Source organism: Halomonas koreensis, from assembly GCF_031451675.1.
Classification (GTDB): Bacteria; Pseudomonadota; Gammaproteobacteria; order Pseudomonadales; family Halomonadaceae; genus Halomonas; species Halomonas koreensis.
In genome coordinates, this window is sequence record NZ_JARWAK010000007.1 from 112,909 (window position 1) to 132,679 (window position 19,771).

The 19,771-nt window shown below is 70.8% G+C and carries 17 protein-coding genes; 3 read left to right on the plus strand and 14 right to left on the minus strand.

Annotated elements, in window-relative coordinates:
* Nucleotides 1-144: 144 nt before the first annotated feature.
* From QC818_RS09710 to QC818_RS09725, 4 genes are all read right to left on the minus strand, one after another.
* A complete protein-coding gene (locus tag QC818_RS09710; protein WP_309652655.1) occupies nucleotides 145-1,797 on the minus strand; it encodes a collagen-like triple helix repeat-containing protein in 1,653 nt (550 codons plus the stop codon).
* A 445-nt stretch (nucleotides 1,798-2,242) separates the two neighbouring features.
* A complete protein-coding gene (locus QC818_RS09715; protein ID WP_097789543.1) occupies nucleotides 2,243-2,506 on the minus strand; it encodes an Lpp/OprI family alanine-zipper lipoprotein in 264 nt (87 codons plus the stop codon).
* A gap of 179 nt (nucleotides 2,507-2,685) precedes the next feature.
* Entirely contained in the window at nucleotides 2,686-3,297 is a 612-nt protein-coding gene (locus QC818_RS09720; protein ID WP_309652733.1) for a L,D-transpeptidase family protein, read from the minus strand.
* Nucleotides 3,298-3,412: 115 nt separating this feature from the next.
* Entirely contained in the window at nucleotides 3,413-3,874 is a 462-nt protein-coding gene (locus QC818_RS09725; protein ID WP_309652656.1) for a 2-hydroxyacyl-CoA dehydratase, read from the minus strand.
* Between the two features lie 131 nt (nucleotides 3,875-4,005).
* On the opposite strand from QC818_RS09725, the gene QC818_RS09730 reads away from it, so the two are divergent.
* A complete protein-coding gene (locus QC818_RS09730) occupies nucleotides 4,006-4,458 on the plus strand; it encodes an ion channel (protein WP_309652657.1) in 453 nt (150 codons plus the stop codon).
* 13 nt (nucleotides 4,459-4,471) lie between these two features.
* Here the strand turns inward: QC818_RS09730 and QC818_RS09735 are convergent, their stop codons facing one another.
* The 3 genes from QC818_RS09735 to QC818_RS09745 all read right to left on the minus strand — a co-directional run bounded on the left by QC818_RS09735 (nucleotide 4,472) and on the right by QC818_RS09745 (nucleotide 10,004).
* The gene (locus tag QC818_RS09735; protein ID WP_309652658.1) at nucleotides 4,472-4,936 is read right to left on the minus strand and encodes a DUF6586 family protein; all 465 of its coding nucleotides are present in this window, start codon (nucleotides 4,934-4,936) and stop codon (nucleotides 4,472-4,474) included.
* A complete protein-coding gene (gene topA / locus QC818_RS09740) occupies nucleotides 4,933-7,572 on the minus strand; it encodes a type I DNA topoisomerase (protein ID WP_309652659.1) in 2,640 nt (879 codons plus the stop codon). Before topA ends, QC818_RS09735 begins: the two co-directional genes overlap by 4 nt.
* Before the next feature lie 233 nt (nucleotides 7,573-7,805).
* Nucleotides 7,806-10,004 (minus strand): DUF3141 domain-containing protein, encoded by a 2,199-nt coding sequence (locus QC818_RS09745; protein ID WP_309652660.1) that lies wholly within the window; start codon nucleotides 10,002-10,004, stop codon nucleotides 7,806-7,808.
* Between the two features lie 196 nt (nucleotides 10,005-10,200).
* Between QC818_RS09745 and QC818_RS09750 the strand changes: the two genes are divergently transcribed.
* Both QC818_RS09750 and lipA read left to right on the plus strand, forming a co-directional pair.
* Nucleotides 10,201-11,187, plus strand: coding sequence for a LysR family transcriptional regulator (locus QC818_RS09750; protein ID WP_309652661.1), 987 nt, complete (start codon nucleotides 10,201-10,203; stop codon nucleotides 11,185-11,187).
* A 104-nt stretch (nucleotides 11,188-11,291) separates the two neighbouring features.
* Nucleotides 11,292-12,359: a lipoyl synthase gene (gene lipA, locus QC818_RS09755; protein WP_309652662.1), complete on the plus strand. Its 1,068-nt coding sequence runs from the start codon at nucleotides 11,292-11,294 to the stop codon at nucleotides 12,357-12,359.
* A gap of 77 nt (nucleotides 12,360-12,436) precedes the next feature.
* Here the strand turns inward: lipA and lipB are convergent, their stop codons facing one another.
* From lipB to mrdA, 7 genes are all read right to left on the minus strand, one after another.
* On the minus strand, nucleotides 12,437-13,072 hold the full coding sequence (lipB, locus tag QC818_RS09760; protein ID WP_309652663.1) for a lipoyl(octanoyl) transferase LipB: 636 nt from the start codon (nucleotides 13,070-13,072) through the stop codon (nucleotides 12,437-12,439).
* A 1-nt stretch (nucleotide 13,073) separates the two neighbouring features.
* Nucleotides 13,074-13,385, minus strand: coding sequence for an HP0495 family protein (locus QC818_RS09765; protein ID WP_309652664.1), 312 nt, complete (start codon nucleotides 13,383-13,385; stop codon nucleotides 13,074-13,076).
* Between the two features lie 66 nt (nucleotides 13,386-13,451).
* A complete protein-coding gene (locus tag QC818_RS09770) occupies nucleotides 13,452-14,663 on the minus strand; it encodes a D-alanyl-D-alanine carboxypeptidase family protein (RefSeq protein ID WP_309652665.1) in 1,212 nt (403 codons plus the stop codon).
* 49 nt (nucleotides 14,664-14,712) lie between these two features.
* Nucleotides 14,713-15,621 carry a septal ring lytic transglycosylase RlpA family protein gene (locus QC818_RS09775; protein ID WP_309652666.1) on the minus strand — a complete coding sequence of 303 codons (909 nt, stop codon included), beginning with the start codon at nucleotides 15,619-15,621 and terminating at the stop codon, nucleotides 14,713-14,715.
* Entirely contained in the window at nucleotides 15,618-16,682 is a 1,065-nt protein-coding gene (gene mltB / locus QC818_RS09780; protein WP_309652667.1) for a lytic murein transglycosylase B, read from the minus strand. Before mltB ends, QC818_RS09775 begins: the two co-directional genes overlap by 4 nt.
* A gap of 32 nt (nucleotides 16,683-16,714) precedes the next feature.
* Nucleotides 16,715-17,869, minus strand: a complete 1,155-nt coding sequence (rodA, locus tag QC818_RS09785; RefSeq protein WP_309652668.1) for a rod shape-determining protein RodA — start codon at nucleotides 17,867-17,869, stop codon at nucleotides 16,715-16,717.
* A gap of 1 nt (nucleotide 17,870) precedes the next feature.
* Nucleotides 17,871-19,769 carry a penicillin-binding protein 2 gene (gene mrdA, locus QC818_RS09790; protein WP_309652669.1) on the minus strand — a complete coding sequence of 633 codons (1,899 nt, stop codon included), beginning with the start codon at nucleotides 19,767-19,769 and terminating at the stop codon, nucleotides 17,871-17,873.
* Between the last annotated feature and the right edge of the window lie 2 nt (nucleotides 19,770-19,771).

Below are 19,771 nucleotides of genomic sequence, written 5' to 3' on the forward strand. Positions count from 1 at the left end.
GCCGCACAATCCGAAGGTGACTTACATATTCGTAAGCTGACTTCAGAATAGTACAGCGCACCTGCCCCGAATCAACTCTAATCAACGCAACGGCAGGCGGCGCATGCCGCCTGCCGACCGACGGGCCAGGATCCCGCGGATGGCTTACAGCAGCCCGCCCTCGCCTCCCAGGAGACCGCCGGCCAGGCCGTCGACGGTATCGGTCACGCCACCGACCAGGCCGTCGTCGCCGTCGGCCTCATCGCCGCCGACCAGGCCCCCGGTCACGCCGTCCACCGTGCCGGTGACGCCACCCAGTAGGCCGCCGTCGCCGCCCAACAGGCCCGCATCGCCACCGAGTGCCCCGCCGGTCATGCCGTCAAGCAATCCGCCGTCGCCGTCCAGCAGGTCTTCATCGCCGCCGAGTGCCTCGCCGGTCACGCCGTCCACCGCGCCGGTGACGCCACCCAGCAGGCCCGCATCGCCACCGAGTGCCCCGCCGGTCACGCCGCCAAGCAATCCGCCGTCGCCGTCCAGCAGGCCCGCATCGCCGCCGAGCACCCCGCCGGTCACGCTGACCGGCAGGCCGCCTTCACCGGCGAGACGCCCACCCTCGCCACCGAGCAGGCCGTCGTCTCCCCCCAGCAGGCCCCCGGTCACGCCGCCGAGCAGTCCGCCTTCGCCGGTCAGCACGCCGCCCTGCAGATCCCCCAGGACGGCCACCGGATCGGCCAGCAGGCCGCCCTCGCCGATCAGTCCGGCGGCCAGCAGCCCGTCGCCGCCGAGAAGCGCCCCGCGCTCGTCAACGAGCAGGCCACCGGTCAGCGAGAGATCGAGCCCGCCTTCGCCTTCACCGGACAGCAGCAGGCCGGCCTCCAGGCCTCCCTCGCCCTGGAGGGCGGCCAGCAGGCCGCCGGTCAGATCGGCATCCGGACCGCCGCCACCGTCGAGCAGCCCCCCGGCATCCGCCACCAGGCGCCCGGTCGAGGTCACGAGATCGCCGAGCCCGGCCAGCTGGACGCCGCCGTCCGTCAGGCGCTCGCCGAGCACCATGACGGCACCGCCCGCCCGATCCAGCAGGCCGCTGCCCACGGGGCCGATGACCAGCACGCTGCCGAGGCGCCGCGTGGTGCCCTCGAGGTTGACGACCAGCGGCCGGACCACGCCGGTCAGCTCGGTCGTCAGGCCGGCCAGATGGCCGCCCTCGCGGGTGAAGGCCACGCTCAGGCTGTCACCGAGGGCGGTGACGGTGACGCCGAGCCGGTCGACCGTACCGCCCAGGCTGGCCAGCACGCCGGTACCGTCTTCCACCTGCATCAGGACCGGCAGCGAGCCCAACCCCTCGACGATACCGCCGGCACTGCTGACGGCCTTGCCAGCCTGGGAGACCAGCCCCGTGGCACCGCCCAGCGTCGTGCCCAGGGCGTTGTCGTTGGTGCTGAGGCCGCCGAGACCGTCATTCAGCCCGTCGGAGAGCAGGTTGACGCCATCGCCCAGATCCTTGAGCACCTGGCCGCTACCGTCGGTGACCCCATCGACCAGGGGCGCGTCGACCCGCTGGATGGTGCCGCCGAGGGCCGTCAGGCTGTCGCCGGTGCCACCCGTGATGGACGCCGTGTCCTGGGTCACGCCCTCCGTGGTGGTCGCGGCGTCCCCGGAGCCGTCATTGCCTCCGGCACCGTCATCGCCCCCGGCACCGTCATCGCCCCCGGAGCCGTCACCGCCCCCGCCATCCTGGACGCCGCCGTCGCTGCCGCCGTCGAGAGGCTGGGACTTGGTGGAACTGCCGCTGCAGCCGACCAGCGAAATGGCCAGCACGAGTGCGGCCAGCGGAAAGAGTGTCGTACGGAGTGAGCTATTCCCTGCCATCGTCGCTACCTCTCTTTTGTGTCCGGAGCCGGCATGGCAAGACAGCGGCGTCTTCCATGCCTCAACTGACACCGGGAGCCTATGTCGGGACCGGCGCGGGCGACAGCGTGGCAATTTTCCTACAGGAAATTCCAAGCCATTGATATTAAAGAGCTCCTACACGAAGAGGAGACGAAGAACGACGCGAGTATCCGAGATCTCTTACGCGAAAGGCGTCATATGACCGCGGTTTCACGACACCTTCGGACACGGGAGGGGCCCGGATTTCCGGGGACTCTCCCGGAAGGGCATGGCGGAGGGGAGCGCTGGCATGCAAAAAAAACCACCCCTCCGAGGAGGGGTGGTCGGCGAACGCACTGCCGGGCCGACGGGCCCGGCATGCAGCGAGGACGCCTTACTTGCGCATGGAACGCTCGAACATGCGGTTCATCTCTTCGCGGTTCTGCTGGGACATCTGCAGGGCCGCCTGAGCGTCGCGCTGCGCCTGGTTCGCGGTGTTCTGCGCCTGGGTGGCGATGCTGCGAGCCTCGGCGGCGTCGGCCTGGGCGGACTCGGCGGTCATGCGGACTTCTTCCAGGGCGCTGGAGGAAGCACAGCCGGCCAGAACGGCGAGGGAGGCGGCAGCGGCGGACAGCTTCAGAGTAGTCTTGAGGGTCATGGTGTTCTCCTTGGGTCTTCCTTGGTACTGCGTTGATGATGCCTGTCTGAACAGGCTTCCTGCAGGGCAGGTCCTATCTGCAGCAAGACGCTTGCTGCGTGTCGAAAACGTCTAGCGCCGCTGTCGTATCGCGAGACGACGCTTGTCACCGACTAGAACGTCCTTAGCGCATATAAAGCCTAGCGGATGACGACCCGCGTGCCAATGTCGATCATCGACGACAGGGTCTCCACCTGAGGATCGGTGACGGCGACGCAGCCGTTGGTCCAGTGGAAGCGTCGATGGATATCGGGATCCGCCACGCCGACGCCGTGGATGCCGATATAGCCGCCCAGGGCGGTCTCCTGCGGCGGCACGCCGTGGCGCCGGTAGTAGGCGAAGTAGTCATCGTAGTCCTGCTGGCTGTAGACCCCGGCCTCCAGCGCCAGTCGGGCGTGGGTCGGGGTGGGATAGTCCAGCCCGACGAAGATATGGTACTTGCTGTCGAAGTTGAAGCGCGTGACCCGAAACTCGCCCAGGGGCGTGGTCCGATCCCCCCTCACCCGCTGGGGCCTGGCGCCCCCTCGTCCCAGGGATACCGGCGAGAAGCGCTCCACCGCACGCGTGCCCCGGAAGATGCCCAGCTCGGCCTGACGATCGTCGACCCTCACCCAGAGCTCGTCGGGGCTACGAGGCCGCGAGGCGCGGGCCAGCAGGTCCGTCATCAAGGCGGAGGGAGAAGCGGCGGCGGTCGACCAGAATGGCAGGCTCAGGGCCATCAGGCCGAAGCGGCGTCGGGAGAGGGGGGACATCGGCATCAACGTCTCGACAGGGAAGGCGACAGGATAACGAGGACGCCGTTATAGCGCATCCCGCTTCTCCTGTCAGGCCCGCTCGCCTGAGGCGTCGCCGATCGGCGACGGCCGATCAATAGGCCTCCAGGCGCTGCATGTCGCGGGCCAGCCGTCGCACCTCGGCATCCTCGCCCTGCACCAGGGCCTCGAAGAAGTCGCGCTCCTCGCGGCCGACGGCCTGCTCGGCCCGATGGCGATACAGGTCCTGCAGGGTGCGGTGCTGGGTCAGCGCCAGCGAGAGCAGCGCCTCGACGCCGCCCTCGGGCAGGCTCGCCGGGAAGCGTTCGAGGACCGGCGGGTGCGGAAAATCGGCCGGATCGTCGAACCAGGTCTCCAGCACTCGGCGATGATCGTCGCCGTCGCCGAAATAGGCCTCCAGCTCCGCCTGCATGCGGCGTTCGTGATCGGCGAGGTACTCCAGGGCCATGCGTTCCCGGTCGCCGGCGTCGCCGGCAAGCCCGGTGTAGGCGGCCTCGAGCCGACCGTGGTAATCGGCCGCCCAGCGCACCAATTCCTTGACCTGATGAAAGCGCATCACGGATCCCCCCTGCTGACTCGGACATCGGCACCCGCGGGCGGCGCCGCTACTGGTATCCTAGTCGACAGCCGCGGGGCGCGGGCTTGACCTGCATCAAGCCCGCACCTCGCCCCGTCAAGGAGACGCCAGTGAACGACGCCTTTCCGGATCTCGATCACCTGCTCGTCGCCGCCACGACCCTGGCGCTGGTCGTGGCCTGCGTGCTGCTGCACTTCGAGGTGTCCAGCGTGCTGAGCCGGCGGATGCGGCGCACCTCGCCCTCGCGGCGGCGGCGCTTCCTGGGCCTGATGCTCGGGCTGCTGGCGGCCCACGTGGCGGAGATCTGGCTGTTCGGCCTGGCGGCCTGGTGGCTGGAGGGCACCACCTCGGGGGCGGTGGCCGGCACTCCCATGACGAGCGGGCTGGACTATGTCTACCTGTCGGCGATCACCTATACCACCCTGGGCTACGGCGATGTCTTCCCGGAGGGAGCCCTGCGCCTGCTGATGGGCACCGAGTCGCTGACCGGCTTCATGCTGATCACCTGGTCGGCGTCGCTGACCTTCCTGGAGATGCAGCGACACTGGAACGACCGCGGCTAGCCGCGGCCGGCGGCTACCACTCCTCGCTGGTCTGGCGCAGCTCGGCGATCTCGCGCTTGGCCGCGGCCAGGCAGTCCCGCAGCTCCTCGCCCAGGGCGGCGGCGCTGCCCACGGCGATCAGCCCCCGGGCGGCGCCGCCGGTACGGCGGGCCACCCCCTCGGAAGCGTGCAGCGCCTCGATCCGGCCGAGCAGTCTGGCCAGCCAGCTGTCGGACCGCCCGGCCAGGCCGCGCAGCCGCTCCAGCTCGGCCAGCGCCGGCCCGTCCGGGCCCAGCAGCTCGCGCCAGTCGTGGCGCTCGAGGCCGGCGTGCTCGGTGACCTCGCGCAGCAACGACTCCAGGGCCAGTTCCAGCAGGGCCAGCGCCCCCTCCTCCCCGGCCATGCGCCGGGCCTCGGCGTGCTCGTCGTCGCCGGCGGGGGCCGCCAGCAGCAGCTCGGCCTGATACAGCAGCTGGTTGGTGCGGGCTCGCGGGGTCACTTGCGCTTGTCCTCCACCTGCCACTTGGCGCCGTCGAAGGTGGCCCGCCAGCCCGTGGCCTTGCCGTTGTCCTCGGTCATCAGGAACTGGGCCTTGGCCTTGCGCGAGAAGCGGATCTGGGCCGGACGGCCGTCCGGATCCGCCTCCGGGGCGTCGAGCAGGTAGCGGTACTTGTCCGGCAGTTCCTCGGCGTGGGCCTTGAGCTCGACCACCAGCGGCGGCCGGGTCTCGCGGTTCTTGGGGAACTTGCTGGCCGCCAGGAAGAGGCCGCTGGCGCCGTCGCGGAGCACATAGTGGTCGTCGACCTTCTGGCAGGCCAGCTCCGGCATGGGGATGGGATCCATCTTGGGCGGCGCCACCTCGCCGCTCTTGAGCAGCTTGCGGGTGTTCTTGCAGGTCTCGCTGGTGCAGCCGAAGTACTTGCCGAAGCGCCCGGACTTGAGCTGCATCTCGCTGCCGCACTTGTCGCACTCGATGGTCGGCCCGTCATAGCCCTTGATGCGGAACTTGCCCTGCTCGACCTCGTAGCCCGCGCAGTCGGGGCTGTTGCCGCAGATGTGCAGCTTGCGGGTCTCGTCGATCAGGTAGCTGTCCATGGCGGTGCCGCATTCCGGGCAGCGATGCTTGGCCCGCAGGGCGTCGGTCTCGGCGTCCTCGTCGGCGTCGGCGGCCACCGCCTCGTCGCCGGGCAGCAGGTCGATGGTGGTCTTGCAGCGCTCCTTCGGCGGCAGGTTATAGCCGGAACAGCCCAGGAACACGCCCGTGGAGGCGGTGCGGATCTGCATCTTGCGCCCGCAGCTGGGGCAGTCGATGTCGGTGGGCACCGGCTGGTTGGGCCGCATGCCGTCCTCGCTCTCGGCCTCGGCCAGCTCCTCGCGGAACTCGGCATAGAAGGCGTCGAGCAGCTCGCGCCAGCGGCGCTGCCCCTCGGCCACCTCGTCGAGGCTGTCCTCCATGCGGGCGGTGAAGGAGTAGTCCATCAGGTCCGGGAAGGATTCCTTGAGCCGCTCGGTGACGATGTCGCCGAGCTTCTCGGCGTAGAAGCGCCGATTCTCGAGCTTGACGTAGCCACGGTCCTGGATGGTCGAGATGATGGCCGCGTAGGTGGAAGGCCGGCCGATGCCCTTCTTCTCCAGCTCCTTGACCAGGCTCGCCTCGGTGTAGCGGGCCGGCGGCTTGGTGAAGTGCTGCCGGGGATCCAGGGCCACGAGGTCGAGCGGCGTGCCCTCGGCCAGGTCGGGCAGCGACTGGTCCTCGTCCTTGCGGCCCATGGGCTTCATCACCCGGGTGTAGCCGTCGAACTTCAGCACCCGGCCCTTGGCGCGCAGTTCAAAGCCGTCGGCGGCCACGGTCAGGGTGGTGGAGAGATACTCGGCGGGGGTCATCTGGCAGGCCACGAACTGGCGCCAGATCAGCTCGTAGAGGCGCTCGGCGTCGCGCTCCATGCCGGCCAGGTCGGTGGCCCGGCGCTTGACATCCGAGGGACGGATGGCCTCGTGGGCCTCCTGGGCGCCCTCCTTGCTGGAGTAGCGGTTCGGCGCCTCGGGCAGGTAGCGGGCCCCGTACTCCTCGCCGATGAACTCGCGCACGCCCTCCACCGCCTCGCGGGAGAGGTTGGTGGAGTCGGTCCGCATGTAGGTGATGTAGCCCGCCTCGTAGAGGCGCTGGGCCAGGGTCATGGTCTTCTTCACCGAGAAGCCCAGCCGGCCGCTGGCGGCCTGTTGCAAGGTCGAGGTGATGAAGGGCGCGCTCGGCTTCGACCGCGTGGGCTTGTCTTCGCGCGAGGTGATCGAAAGCGACGCCTTGCTGAGCCCCTCGATGCGCTCCAGCGTCTCGGCCTCGGAGGTCGGCCGGAAGGCCTGGCCGTCCTGGCGCGCCAGCTCGAAGCGCACCGGCGGGGCCTCGGGCTCGCCGCCCGGACGCAGATCGGCATGGACGTCCCAGAACTCCTCCGGCACGAAGGCGCGGATCTCGCGTTCGCGCTCGACGATCAGGCGCATGGCCACCGACTGCACGCGACCGGCGGACAGCCCCCGGGCGATCTTGGCCCACAGCAGCGGCGAGAGCATGAAGCCGACGACGCGATCCAGGAAGCGCCGGGCCTGCTGAGCCTCGACCCGCGGCATGTTGAGCTGCCCGGGATCCTCGAAGGCCTCGTGGATGGCGTTCTTGGTGATCTCGTTGAACACCACCCGCCGATAGCGGGACGCGTCGCCGCCGATGGTCTCGCGCAGGTGCCAGGCGATGGCCTCCCCCTCGCGGTCCAGGTCGGTGGCGAGATAGACGGCGTCGGCCTTGTCGGCCAGCTTCTTGAGCTCGGCGACCACCTTCTCCTTGCCGGGCAGCACCTCGTAGTTCGCCTCCCAGCCGTGCTCGGGATCGATGCCCATGCGCCGGATCAGCTGCTCGCGTGCCTTGCGCTTGCGGTAGGCGGCCTTCTCGTCGGCGGACATCTTGCGCGTCGCCGCGGCCTGGCGGGCACGCTCCTTGGGATCCGAGGCCGCCTTGCCCGAGCCGCTGGTCGGCAGGTCACGAATGTGCCCCACGCTCGACTTCACGATGTAGTCGTTGCCGAGGTACTTGTTGATCGTCTTGGCCTTGGCGGGCGACTCGACGATGACCAGTGACTTGCCCATAGTGCTCCAAAGATCTGTGGCGCGGGGCGCTGGGCCCGCGTCGAACCATATCGGCCACCCGATGGCGGGTGAAAAATGCGCTTACCCTACCCCAGCGCCGTCCGACACGCCAGTCGCGGCCGCGTCGGGCCTTTGACCCTAGACCGCCGGCCGTCGCCCGGCAAGGGGCCCTCGCGAGCGCGCCCCCGCCGGGGTTGCCGACGAGGGCGCGTGGATCGCGCGGCGTGCCGGGGTCAGCCGTCGGCAGCGGGCTTGGCCCGCTCGAACAGGCGGCGGATCCCCGCGAAGCGCTGGGCGGCATGATCGCCGAGATCGCCGCTGGCCGCCAGCACGTGCTCGATGTGCGCCAGGTGGGCGTCGATCTCGGCCGCCGACTGGCCCGCCAGCAGCTCGGGGATCGCCGCCAGGGCGGCCTCCCGATCCAGCTCGAGAATGAAGAACTGCTCGCGCACCAGGTCCTTGAAGTCGGCCAGGCGCAGGTCCGGCTCCAGCTCGGCCCGCGAGGCCCGCAGGCGCTGGAAGTTGCGGCCATCGGTGGCCGGCGCCCCGCCCAGCACGTGGATCACCGAGCGCATCACCGCCTCATGACTGCCGCCCTCGGCCACCCGGGCGCGGACCTCCTCGCGACGGCGCTGCACGAAGCGCCGGTGCTCGGGTTCGGCCCCCGGCCGGCGGCGGTGCACATGGGCGTCGCCCGCCAACCCCACCAGCGCCTGGAGCAGCGGCTGGCCGTAGATGTCGAGGAAGAGCCGCTCGGTGCTGCGATCGCGCCATTCCCGCCAGGCCTCCAGGCCGCGGCTGATCTGGCTCGAGGCCACGCCCTCCAGGGCGCGAAAGACGTTGTCCTCGCCCACCGCATGACGCTCGCGGCGCACCCGGTCGGCCAGCACGGGCACCGGCACCATCAGGGGGTTGCGGTCCGAGAGCAGGCGATAGCCCATGCGATTGGGATGCAGCCGGCGCATCCAGCGCGCCGACTCGGGCGTGGCCAGGGCCTGCACCCAGGGCTGGACGAAGTAGCGGTACAGCCCCAGGTTGATCTCCGAGATCCGCGCCACGGCGGCGAAGCGGCGATCATCGTCGGGCCGGTGCTGGATTTCGCGCCCCAGCTCCTCGACGCTGCGGCGCTGGAACTCGAGCAGGTAGTCGCGCTCGATCAGCTCGGCGTCGGGGCGGTCCTCGGCCCGGGAGATCGCGGTCTCGTAGAGGCCCGGCGGCAGCACGTCGATGTAATCCATGTTGGCGGTGAACTCGGCGTGCTCCTTGCGCGACACGCTGCCGGACACGAAGATCCCCAGGTGGCCGGTGGAGTCGTGGACGCAGTAGACGATCGTCTGCTCGTTGGCGACGATGTCGTCGGTGTCCTCGTAGAGGTCCCGCACCCAGCCCAGCGCCTGGGGCGGCGGGGTGATGTCGTCGCCGCGTGAGCAGAACACCACCACCGGCGAGCGCAGGTTGCGCAGGTCGATGCGCCGCCCGTCGGCGGTCACCAGCTGGGCCGTCGACAGCCGGTTGCCGACGAAGAGGTTGTCGACGATGTACTGGATCTCGCGCCCGCCCAGCACCACATGGCCGCCCCACCAGCGCTCGAAGTCCAGGTAGCGCCGGGCCTCGGTGTCGACGTTGGCATAGAGGCGGTACTGCTTATCCCACCAGGTATTGGCGGGGTTCAGGCGCTCGAAGTTCTGCACCAGCCAGGCGCCGTCGAAGAGCCCGGCGCCGAGGTCGCCGAGCAGCGCGGTCACCCAGCTGCCGCCGGTCATCCCGCCCGTATAGCGCATCGGCGCGTGGCCGCGCTCCCCCGCCCAATAGGACAGCGGCGCCCCGGCGATCAGGATGGGCCCGAAGACGTCCGGCTCCAGGGCCGCGGCCATCATGATCTGCCAGCCGGCCTGGCAGTTGCCCACCACCATCGGCTTCTCGGCGGTCTCCGGGTGCCGCGAGATGACGTGGCGCAGGAAGGCCACTTCCGCCTCCACGACGTCCTCGACCCCCTGCCCCGGCTCCGGATAGGGCAGAAAGCCGATGAAGTAGCAGGGGTGCCCGGCGCGCAGCGCCACGCCCAGCTCGCTGTCGGACTTGAAGCCGCCGATCCCCGGCCCGTGGCCGGCGCGGGGGTCGACGACCACGAAGGGCCGCATCAAGGGGTCGGTCTCCACCCCCTCGGGGGGCAGCACCCGCATCAGCTCGTAGTTGACGGGCCGCGGCAGGCTGCGGCCGTCGAGCAGCACCTCGGCGTCGAAGCCGAGCACGTTGGGCTTGGTGCGCTCCAGGTGCTCCAGGTACTGGTTGCCGCGCTGGCGCATCACGTCCAGGTAGAGGGTGCCGCGCTCCAGGCTGTCGCGCCAGTAGTCGAGGGCGGCGCGCCCGAACCCGAAGGGATCGAGGCAGGACAGGACCGCGGGCGGCGGGGTCGGCATCAGGGACAACATCGGGATCACTCCATGGATGGCCATGGCAAGGGAGACGGCCGGCGGGGCGCCGCCATGCTGCATTGCAATATAACCCAGGATCGACGCCGCCGCGAGCCCCGCGGCTCGCACGGCGCCGATGGCCCGGGCGTCGGCCCGGGTGCTAGCATGGAGGCAGACACGCCGGCGCCGCCGCGCCGCCGCAACGGACGACCCCATGACCACCCCCACGCTGCTCAACCGCCTGACCTTCCGCCAGCTGCAGGTATTCCGCGCCGTCTACGAGCGCCACTCCTACTCGCGGGCCGCCGAGACCCTGGGCCTGACCCAGCCGGCGGTCAGCGCCCAGGTCCGCCAGCTCGAGCAGGCCCTGGGGCATCCGCTGTTCAAGTACGCCGGACGCACCCTGCATGCCCTGCCCGCCGCGGATGCCCTGGCGGCCTCCACCCAGGCCATCTTCGGCCAGGTGTCGCGCCTGCAGATGAGCCTCTCGGACCTGGACGGCACCATCACCGGCGAGCTCAACCTGGCCGCGGTGTCCACGGCCCAGTACATCGTGCCCCAGTTGCTGGCGCGCTTCCGGGCCCACTACCCCAACGTCCAGCTGCGCCTGCGGGTCTGCAATCGCGCCCAGGCCCTGGAGCGGCTGGCGGAGCGCCGCGACGACCTGGTGATCATGGCCCGGGTGCCCGAGGACGAGGCGCTGGTGGCCACGCCGATCCTCGACAACGAGATGATCCCGGTGGTGTGGCCGGGCCATCCGCTGCTCGACGCCGAGGCGCCGACCCTCTCGGACCTGGCCCGCCACTACCTGCTGATGCGCGAGCCGGGCTCCGGGGTGCGCGGCGCCCTGGAGGAGCTGGCCGAGGCCCAGGCCGTGGCCCTCCCGCACACCATCGAGATGGGCACCAACGAGGCGGTCAAGCAGGGCGTGATGGCGCAGCTGGGGGTCGCCGTGCTGCCGCGCCTGGCGGTGCGTCTCGAGCTCGAGGCCGGGCTGCTGGCGCGGCTCGACCTGCCCGGCTTCCCGCTGCGCCATCCCTGGTGCACGGTCTACCATCGCGAGCGCTTCCCGTCCCCGGTCACCGAGCTCTTCCTGCGCTTCGTCGGCCGCCATCTCGACGAACTGCACGACCACTTCGCGACCCGCCCCGCCCCGCTGCCCAGCCACGGCGTGGCCTGCCTGCCCGAGGCCCCGCCCTGAGCGCGCCTGTCCAGGCCAGGCGGGAATATGCTATTTTACCCGGCTAGATTCGAGACAGGCCGCCCCGGACAGCCGGCGGCCGCCGAGTGGAGGGGCGCCAGCTCATGAGCGACAACACCAGCAAGCCCGTGTCCAGCGGCGAGAAGTACCGCAACGAACACGGCGCGACCGCCATCAAGGATGGCATCAAGGCCGGCAAGCAACGGCTCGAGGACGGCCCGTCGCCGGGCCGCAAGCCGAAGTGGCTGCGCGCCCAGATCCCCGCCGGCGAGCGCTTCGATGCCGTGAAGAAGAACGTCGCCGAGCATCGCCTCAGCACGGTCTGCGCCGAGTCCCACTGCCCCAACATGGGCGAGTGCTGGAGCAACGGCACCGCCACCATCATGCTGATGGGCTCGGTGTGCACCCGCGCCTGCCGCTTCTGCGCCGTGGACACCGGCAACCCCAAGGGCTGGCTCGACGCCGAGGAGCCCGAGAACACCGCCAAGTCGGTGGAGCTGATGGGGCTGCGCTACGTGGTGCTGACCTCGGTGGACCGCGACGACCTGCCCGACGGCGGCGCCGCCCACTATGCCGCCTGCATTCGCGCCATCAAGGCCCGCACCCCCGAGGTGGCCGTGGAGGCCCTGACCCCGGACTTCGACGGCGCCCCCAGCGCCATCGAGCGGGTCGCGGACTCCGGCCTGGAGGTCTTCGCCCAGAACGTCGAGACCGTGGAGCGCCTGACCCGCCGGGTCCGCGACCCCCGCGCCGGCTACCGCAAGACCCTCGACGTGCTGGCCCACGCCAAGCGCCACCGCCCCGACATCATCACCAAGACCAGCCTGATGCTGGGCCTCGGCGAGACCGAGGAAGAGATCCTGCAGACCTTCGACGACCTGCGCGCCATCGGCGTCGACATCGTCACCCTCGGCCAGTACCTGCGCCCGACCCGCCACCACCTGCCGGTGGAGCGCTGGGTCACGCCGGAGGAGTTCGAGCGCTATCGCCAGCAGGGGCTGGCGAAGGGCTTCATGGAGGTGCCGTCCGGCCCCCTGGTGCGTTCCAGCTATCGGGCCGACCGGGTGTTCGAGAACAACAACCTGGGCCTGGAGCTCGCCTCCCCCGCCGAGGTACCCGGCCAGCCGCAGGCCGCGGACCCCAACCGCATCCCGGCGCGCAACGTCGGCTGAGGCCGCGACGCCGCCCCGTGACGAGAGACGCCGGCCCGAGGGCCGGCGTCCTGCGTTGCGGCGTCCATCAGGCGCGCTCAGCCGTCGGCGAGGCGCAGCGTCCGATCCAGCCGGCGGGCGAGGCACTCGGCGAGCTCGAGGGCCACCGCCGAGCTATCCGGCACCTCGGGCGCCAGGTCGGCCAGGCGGGTCATCGGCATGCCGGCATAGCCGCAGGGATTGATCCGCTCGAACGGCGCGAGGTCGGCATCGACGTTGAGGGCGATGCCGTGGAAGCTGGCCCCGCGGCGGATCCGCAGGCCCAGCGAGGCGATCTTGGCCTCGCCCACATAAACCCCCGGGGCGTCGGGCCGCGCCCGCGCCTCGACGCCGTGGGCGGCGAGCAGGTCGATGGCGGCATTCTCGAGGGCGCTGACCAGGTCGCGCACCCCGAGGCCGGCGCGCCGCACGTCGAGCAGCGGATAGAGCACCACCTGGCCGGGGCCGTGGTAGGTGACCTGGCCGCCGCGATCGGTCTGCACCACGGGAATGTCGCCGGGCACCAGCAGGTGCTCCGGCTTGCCGGCCCGCCCCTGGGTGAAGACCGGATCATGCTCGACCAGCCACAGCTGGTCGGGGGTCCCGGCGTCCCGCGTGTCGGTGAGCTCGCGCATGGCCTGCCACACCGGCTCGTAGGGGCGACGCCCCAGGCGATGGACCCGCAGCGGCTCCACCTCAGACCACCATGTGCACGCGGCCGGTGGCCTTGAGGTCGGCGAACAGTGCCTGGAGCTGCTCCTCGCCGGTCGCCCTGAGGGTCAGGCGCACCGACTGGAAGCGGCCGTTGCGGCTCGGCACCACGCGGACGGCGGCGGCGTCGAAATCGGGCGCGTGCCGGGTCACCACCTGGCAGACCATGGCGGTGAAGTCCTCGGCGGCATCCCCCACGACCTTGACCGGATAGTCGCAGGGGAAGGTGATCGTCGGCGCCTTGTCGTCGGCGTTGCCGGCGGGCCGGCGCAGGTCGCGAAGGGTCTTGTCGTTCATCCCACACCCATCTGGAAGCTTGTCGCCGCCATTCTACGCCACCGGCGCCCCGACCACCAAGGCGGCTCAGTCGAGCAGGCCGCCGAGCAGGTTGGTGAAGAAGCGCTGGACCTTGTCGAACAGGCGCTTGAACAGGCCGCCCTCCTCCACCGGCTCCAGCGCCAGCAGCGGCCGCTCGCCGACCACCCGGTCGCCCAGGCGCACCTGCATCTGCCCGACCCGCTCGCCGGCGGCGATGGGCGCGGTGAGGTCGGCGCGGATGTCCAGCTTGGCGGTCAGCTCCTGCTGGCGATCCCGGGGCACCGTCATGAAGACGTCCTCGTCCACGCCGACCTTGACCTCGTTGCGGTCGCCGCCCCAGACCCGCGGGGTGTTGAGCACCGAGCCCTGGTCGTAGAGCTTGAGGGTCTCGAAGTAGCGGAAGCCGTAGCTGAGCAGCTTCTGGGTCTCCTGAGCCCGGGCCTCCTCGGACCCGGTCCCCATGACCACCGAGATCAGGCGCATCTCGTCGCGCTCGGCGGAGGCGACCAGGCAGTAGCCGGCGGCCTCGGTCCAGCCGGTCTTGAGGCCGTCGACGCTGGCGTCCCGCCATAGCAGGCGGTTGCGGTTGGGCTGGTCGATGCCGCCGTAGCTGAAGTGCTTCTGGCGGTAGATCTGATAGTGCTGCGGATAGTCGTTGATGATGTGCTGGGCCAGCAGCGACAGGTCCCGGGCCGAGGAGTAGTGATTCTCGTGGGGCAGGCCGGTGGGATTGACGAAGTGGGTATTGGTCATGCCCAGGCGGGTGGCATGCTGGTTCATGATGTCGGCGAACGGCTCGGTGCCGCCGGCCAGGTACTCGGCCATGGCGACGCTGGCGTCGTTGCCGGAGACGATCACGATGCCGTGCAGCAGCTCGCTGACCGGCACCTGGTCGCCGACCTCGATGAACATCTTCGAGCCGCCGGTCCGCCAGGCCTTCTCGCTGACCGGCACCATGTCGTCCGGGGCGATGTTGCCGCTGTTGAGCTCGCGCTCGACCAGGTAGGCGGTCATCAGCTTGGTCAGGCTGGCCGGCGGCAGCCGCTCGTCGGCACGGTGCTCGGCCAGCACCCGGCCGCTATCGGCATCCAGCAGGATCCAGGAACTGGCGGCCAGCCGCGGCGGCGCCGGGATCATCGTCTGGGGCGTCGGCTGGGGCTGGGGCGTCTGGGCCAGCAACGGCGACGCCACCAGCGACAGGCAGACCATCAGGACCGGCAGCAGCCGGCGGAAACGAAGCGAGCGCGGGACTTTCATGGGGACGGTCTCATCGGATACATCGGAACACGGACGCCGGGGGGCCGATTCACTCGGCCGCCTCGACGACGAAGGCTTCATCGAACCCGGCGCGGCGCAGTTCGCCGCGCACGGGGGCGATCTCGGTGCGGCCGGCCAGCGGCCCCACCTGGACGCGGTGCAGGCCGGCCTCGCGGCTCACCCGCACCGGCCGGGACAGCGCCGACTGCAGCCGCGCCCGCAGGGCGCCGGCGCTGTCGGCGGAGCCCAGCGCCGCCACCTGCAGGTAGACGGCGTCGGCGCCGCGCGGCGCCGGAGGGGCGTCCGCCTCGGCCGCGGACGCCCGAGACGGCGCGGCGGTCACGGGCTCAGGTTCGGGCTCTGACTCGCCGCGCCGCGCCTGCCAGGCCGCCGGGTCGATGGCCTCGACCCGCACCCGGCCGGTGCCGCGTTCGAGGATGTCCAGTCGCGCCGCGGCGGCATAGGACAGGTCGATCTCGCGCTCGCTGTGGAAGGGCCCCCGATCGTTGACCCGCACGATCACCGAGCGCTGGTTATCCAGGTTGGTGACCCGGGCATAGGTCGGCAGCGGCAGCGAGCGGTGGGCGGCGCTCATCTTGTACATGTCGTAGATTTCGCCGTTGGAGGTCGCGTAGCCATGGAACTTCTTGCCGTACCAGGAGGCCGTGCCGCGCCGCACATAGCCGCTGGCATCGTCCAGGACATGGTAGGTCTCGCCCCAGACCTCGTAGGTCGGACGATTGCCCGCCCGGGAGCGCGGCTCCACCCGGGGCTCGGCGTCCGGCACCGTGCTCACGTCCGGCGGCTCCTGGGGATAGGCGTCGCTGGCCATGGCATAGCGCTCGCCGCCGCCGGAGGTCGCCTCCCCCGGGGCGTCGTCGACCGGCGGGGTGCCGCCGCCTCCGGCACAGCCGGCCAGCCACAGGGCGCTCAACAGGGGGAGCCAGCATGCCCTCATGTGTCGTCCTCCGCCTCGGTGGCCGTCGCCGTGAACCAGTCGCCCGCCTCGCCCCGGGCGGCCGCGATGGCCTCGGCCAGCTCGGTGACGGCCATGGCGTAGAGATAGCTGTGGTTGTAGCGGGTGATGACGTAGAAGTTGTCGCGGCCGAGGCGATAGCGGGTCGAGCCGTCGGCCATCGTCAGCGCCAGCGGCATGACCTCGGTGCCGGCGGCCAGCCCCGCCGAGCTCTCGATGCCCACCGCCGCGAGCTCGCCCACGCTGGTGCCCGGCGGGCGCGCCGCGTTGAAGGTCACCGCGCCGGGCCGGGTGGCCGGGCCCTCGGCCTGGTGATAGACGGGGGCGCCGGGCCGCCAGCGATGCTCGGCGAAGTAGTTGGCGATGCTGCCGATGGCGTCGACCGGATCGTGCCACAGGTCCCGCCGGCCGTCGCCGTCGAAGTCCACCGCATAGGCCCGGTAGCTGGTGGGGATGAACTGCGGGTAGCCCATGGCGCCGGCGTAGGAGCCCTCCAGGCTCGCCGGGTCGACGTCCTGGCGATAGGCGATCTCCAGGAAGGCCGCCAGTTCGCCGCGGAAGAACTCGCCCCGACGCGGGTGATGGAAGGCCAGGGTCGACAGCGAGTCGAGCACCCGATGATCGCCGGTGACCTCGCCGTAGCGGGTCTCGACGCCGAGGATGGCGGCGATGATCTCGGCGGGCACGCCGTATTCGGCCTCGGCCCGGGCGAAGGCCTCGGCATGGGCCTCGATGAAGGCGACGCCCTGGTCGACCCGGGCCTCGCCGAGGAAGATGTCGCGATACTCGTGCCACACCAGGTGGTACTCCGCGGCGCCGGACATGGCGTCGAGCACCTCCTGGCGATACTCGGCGCGGCCCAGGGCCCGCTCGAGCCAACCGCGCTCGACGCCGCGCTGGGCCACCTCGTCGACCAGGCTGCGGACCTCGCCCCGAGCGGGGTCGAAATCCGCGGCATCGGCTCCCACGGCCAGCCAGGCCAGCAGCCCTCCCAGCGCCAGGGTCAGCGTCCTGCGTCCCCGAGGCGAGGTCGTCACCGTCATTGCGTCTCTCCCTGAATCCTCTCGTCGCCGCCCTAGCGGGGCAGCAGGCGGCGGTGCGAATGAATGGCCATGAGAATACCGAAACCGGCCAGCAAGGTCACGCTGGAGGTGCCCCCGTAGCTGACCAGCGGCAGCGGCACGCCGACCACCGGCAGGATGCCGCTGACCATGCCCACGTTGACGAAGACATAGATGAAGAAGGTCAGGATGATGCTGCCGGCCAGCAGCCGCCCGAAGGTCTCCTGGGCCGCCCCGGCCAGCCACAGGCCGCGACACACGATCAGCAGGTAAAGCGCCAGGAAAGCCAGCATCCCGACCAGCCCGAACTCCTCGCCGAGCACCGCGACGATGAAATCGGTGTGGCGCTCCGGCAGGAACTCCAGCTGCGACTGGGTGCCATGCAGCCAGCCCTTGCCCCACAGCCCCCCGCTGCCGATGGCCGTGGTCGACTGGATGATGTTCCAGCCCGCCCCCAGCGGGTCGCTCTCCGGATCGAGGAAGGTCAGCACCCGCTGGCGCTGGTAGTCGTGCATGTTCATCCACAGCAGCGGCAGGGCCGCCGCGGCCAGGGCCCCGAGCAGGGCGATGATGCGCCAGGACAGCCCGGCCAGCAGGATCACGAAGGCCGCGGCCAGGGCCACCAGCAGCGAGGTGCCGAGATCCGGCTGGCGGGCGATCAGCAGCACCGGCGCCCCGATCAGCACCGCGCACACCGCCAGGTCGCGCCAGCGCGGGGGTAGCTCGCGGCGACTGAGCCAGGCCGCCACCATCATCGGTACCGCCAGCTTCATCATCTCCGAGGGCTGGAAGCGCACCACGCCGGGAATCACCAGCCAGCGCTGGGCCCCCATCCCCATGTCGCCCATGATCTCCACCGCGACCAGCATCGCCAGCCCCGCCAGGTAGGCGGGCAGCGCCCAGCGCTGCAGGGTCGGCGGCGAGAACTGGGCGATGATCAACATCCCGGTGATGGCGACCCCGAAGCGGATGCCCTGGGCGATGACGACCTCCAGGCGCTGGCCGCTGGCGCTGTAGAGCACCACCAGGCCGGCCAGCATCAGCACCAGCAGCATGCCCAGCAGCCAGGGATCCAGGTGGATGCGCTCCCACAGGCTGCGCCGGCGCGAGATGCCGCTCTGGGGCGGCCTGACCGGGCGCCCCCGGCGCAGCCGTTCGACCATCGTCATGCTAGTCGCCTCCCTGGGTCGCTGCCGCCTCGTCCGCGTCCGGCGACGCGCCGTGCCCGCGCTCGAGCAACCAGTAATCGGTCATCGCCCGGGCCAGGCCCGCGGCGTGACTGCTGCCGCCGCCGGCGTTCTCGACGATCACCGAGACGGCGATCCGCGGGTCCTCCACCGGCGCGAAGGCCATGAACAGCGCGTGATCCCGCAGCCGCTCCTTGAGCTCCTCGGCGTTGTACTTCTCGTCCTGGCCCAGCGAGAACACCTGGGCGGTCCCCGACTTGCCGGCCATGCGGTACTCGAGCCCCGCCCCGGCCCGCCGCGCGGTCCCCTCGCGCCCCGAGAGGACCTTCTCCATGCCCGAGTAGACGCGATCCCACCAACCGGGATTGTCCAGCTCGATGTCCGCCGGGGTATCCGGCAGCTCGGTGGGCACCGGCTCGTCGCCGACCTCCAGCGCCAGGCGCGGCTTGACCCAGTCGCCCCGGTTGGCCAGCACCGCGGTGGCGGTGGCCAGCTGCAGGGGCGTGATCTGCAGGTAGCCCTGGCCGATGCCCACCGAGAGGGTCTCGCCGGGATACCAGGGCTGGTTGAAGCGCCCTCGTTTCCACTCCCGGGACGGCAGCAACGCCGAGCTCTCGCCGGCCACGTCGGCGGCCACCCGCCGGCCGAAGCCGAACCGCGACAGGCTGTCGTGGATGCGGTCGATGCCCAGGTCATGGGCCAGGGAGTAGAAGTAGGTGTTGTTGGACACCGCTAGCGCGCGCTCCAGGTCGACCCGGCCATGCCCCCAGCGAAGCCAGTTGCGATAGCGCCGCGAGTCGTTGGGCAGCTGGTAGTAGCCGGGGTCGTAAATCACCTCGTCCGGGGTGATCTCGCCCTCCTTGAGGCCGGTGATGGCCATGAACGGCTTGATCGTCGAGCCCGCCGGATAGCTGCCGCGGATGGCGCGATTGAACAGCGGCAGGTCGATGTCCTGCTGCAGCGCCCGGTAGGAGGCCACGTCGATGCCGGTCACGAAGCGGTTGGTGTCGAAGCCCGGCACCGAGGCCATGGCCAGGATCTCGCCGCTCTGCGGGGCGATGGCGACGATGGAGCCGCGGCGGCCGTCGAGCAGCTCCACGGCGAGGCGCTGCAGGCCGGTGTCGAGGGTCAGGGTCAGGGTCTCGCCAGGCACCGGGTCGGTGCGCCCCAGCTCGCGCAGCACCCGCCCCCGGGCATTGGTCTCCACCTTGCGCAGGCCGGCCTGGCCGTGCAGGGCATCCTCGTAGTAGCGCTCGACGCCGGTCTTGCCGATGAAGTGGGTCCCCGCATAGTCCCCGGCATCCAGCCCCTCGAGCTCCTCGGCGTTGATGCGCCCCACCACGTAGCCCAGCACATGGGACATCACCTCGGCATCCGGATAGTAGCGCAGCAGCTGGGCCTCGACCTCCACGCCGGGCAGGCGGTGGCGGTTCACCGCCAGCCGCGCGATCTGCTCCTCGTCGAGGTCGCTCATCAGCAGCGCCGGCTGGAAGGGCCGCTGGCGCTGGCGCGAGCGCTCGCGAAAGGCCTCCAGCCGCGCCTCGGGCAGGTCGAGCAGCTCCACCAGCAGCGACAGGGTGGCGTCGAGGTCGTCGACCCGCTCGCGGACCAGGGTCAGGTTGTAGGTGGGCCGGTTCTCCGCCAGCAGCACCCCGTTGCGGTCGTAGATCAGCCCCCGGGTGGGCGGCAGCGGCTCCACCCGCACCCGATTCTTCTCGGACCGGGTGCTGTAGACCTCGTGCTGAACCACCTGCAGGTAGACCAGCCGGCCGGACAGCAGGGCGGTGAGCACGATCACCACCACCACGGCCAGCAAGGCGCGCAGGCGGAAGACGCGCAGCTCCTGCTCGGGATTCTTCAGGGGGTCGCGTGGCGGGCGCATGC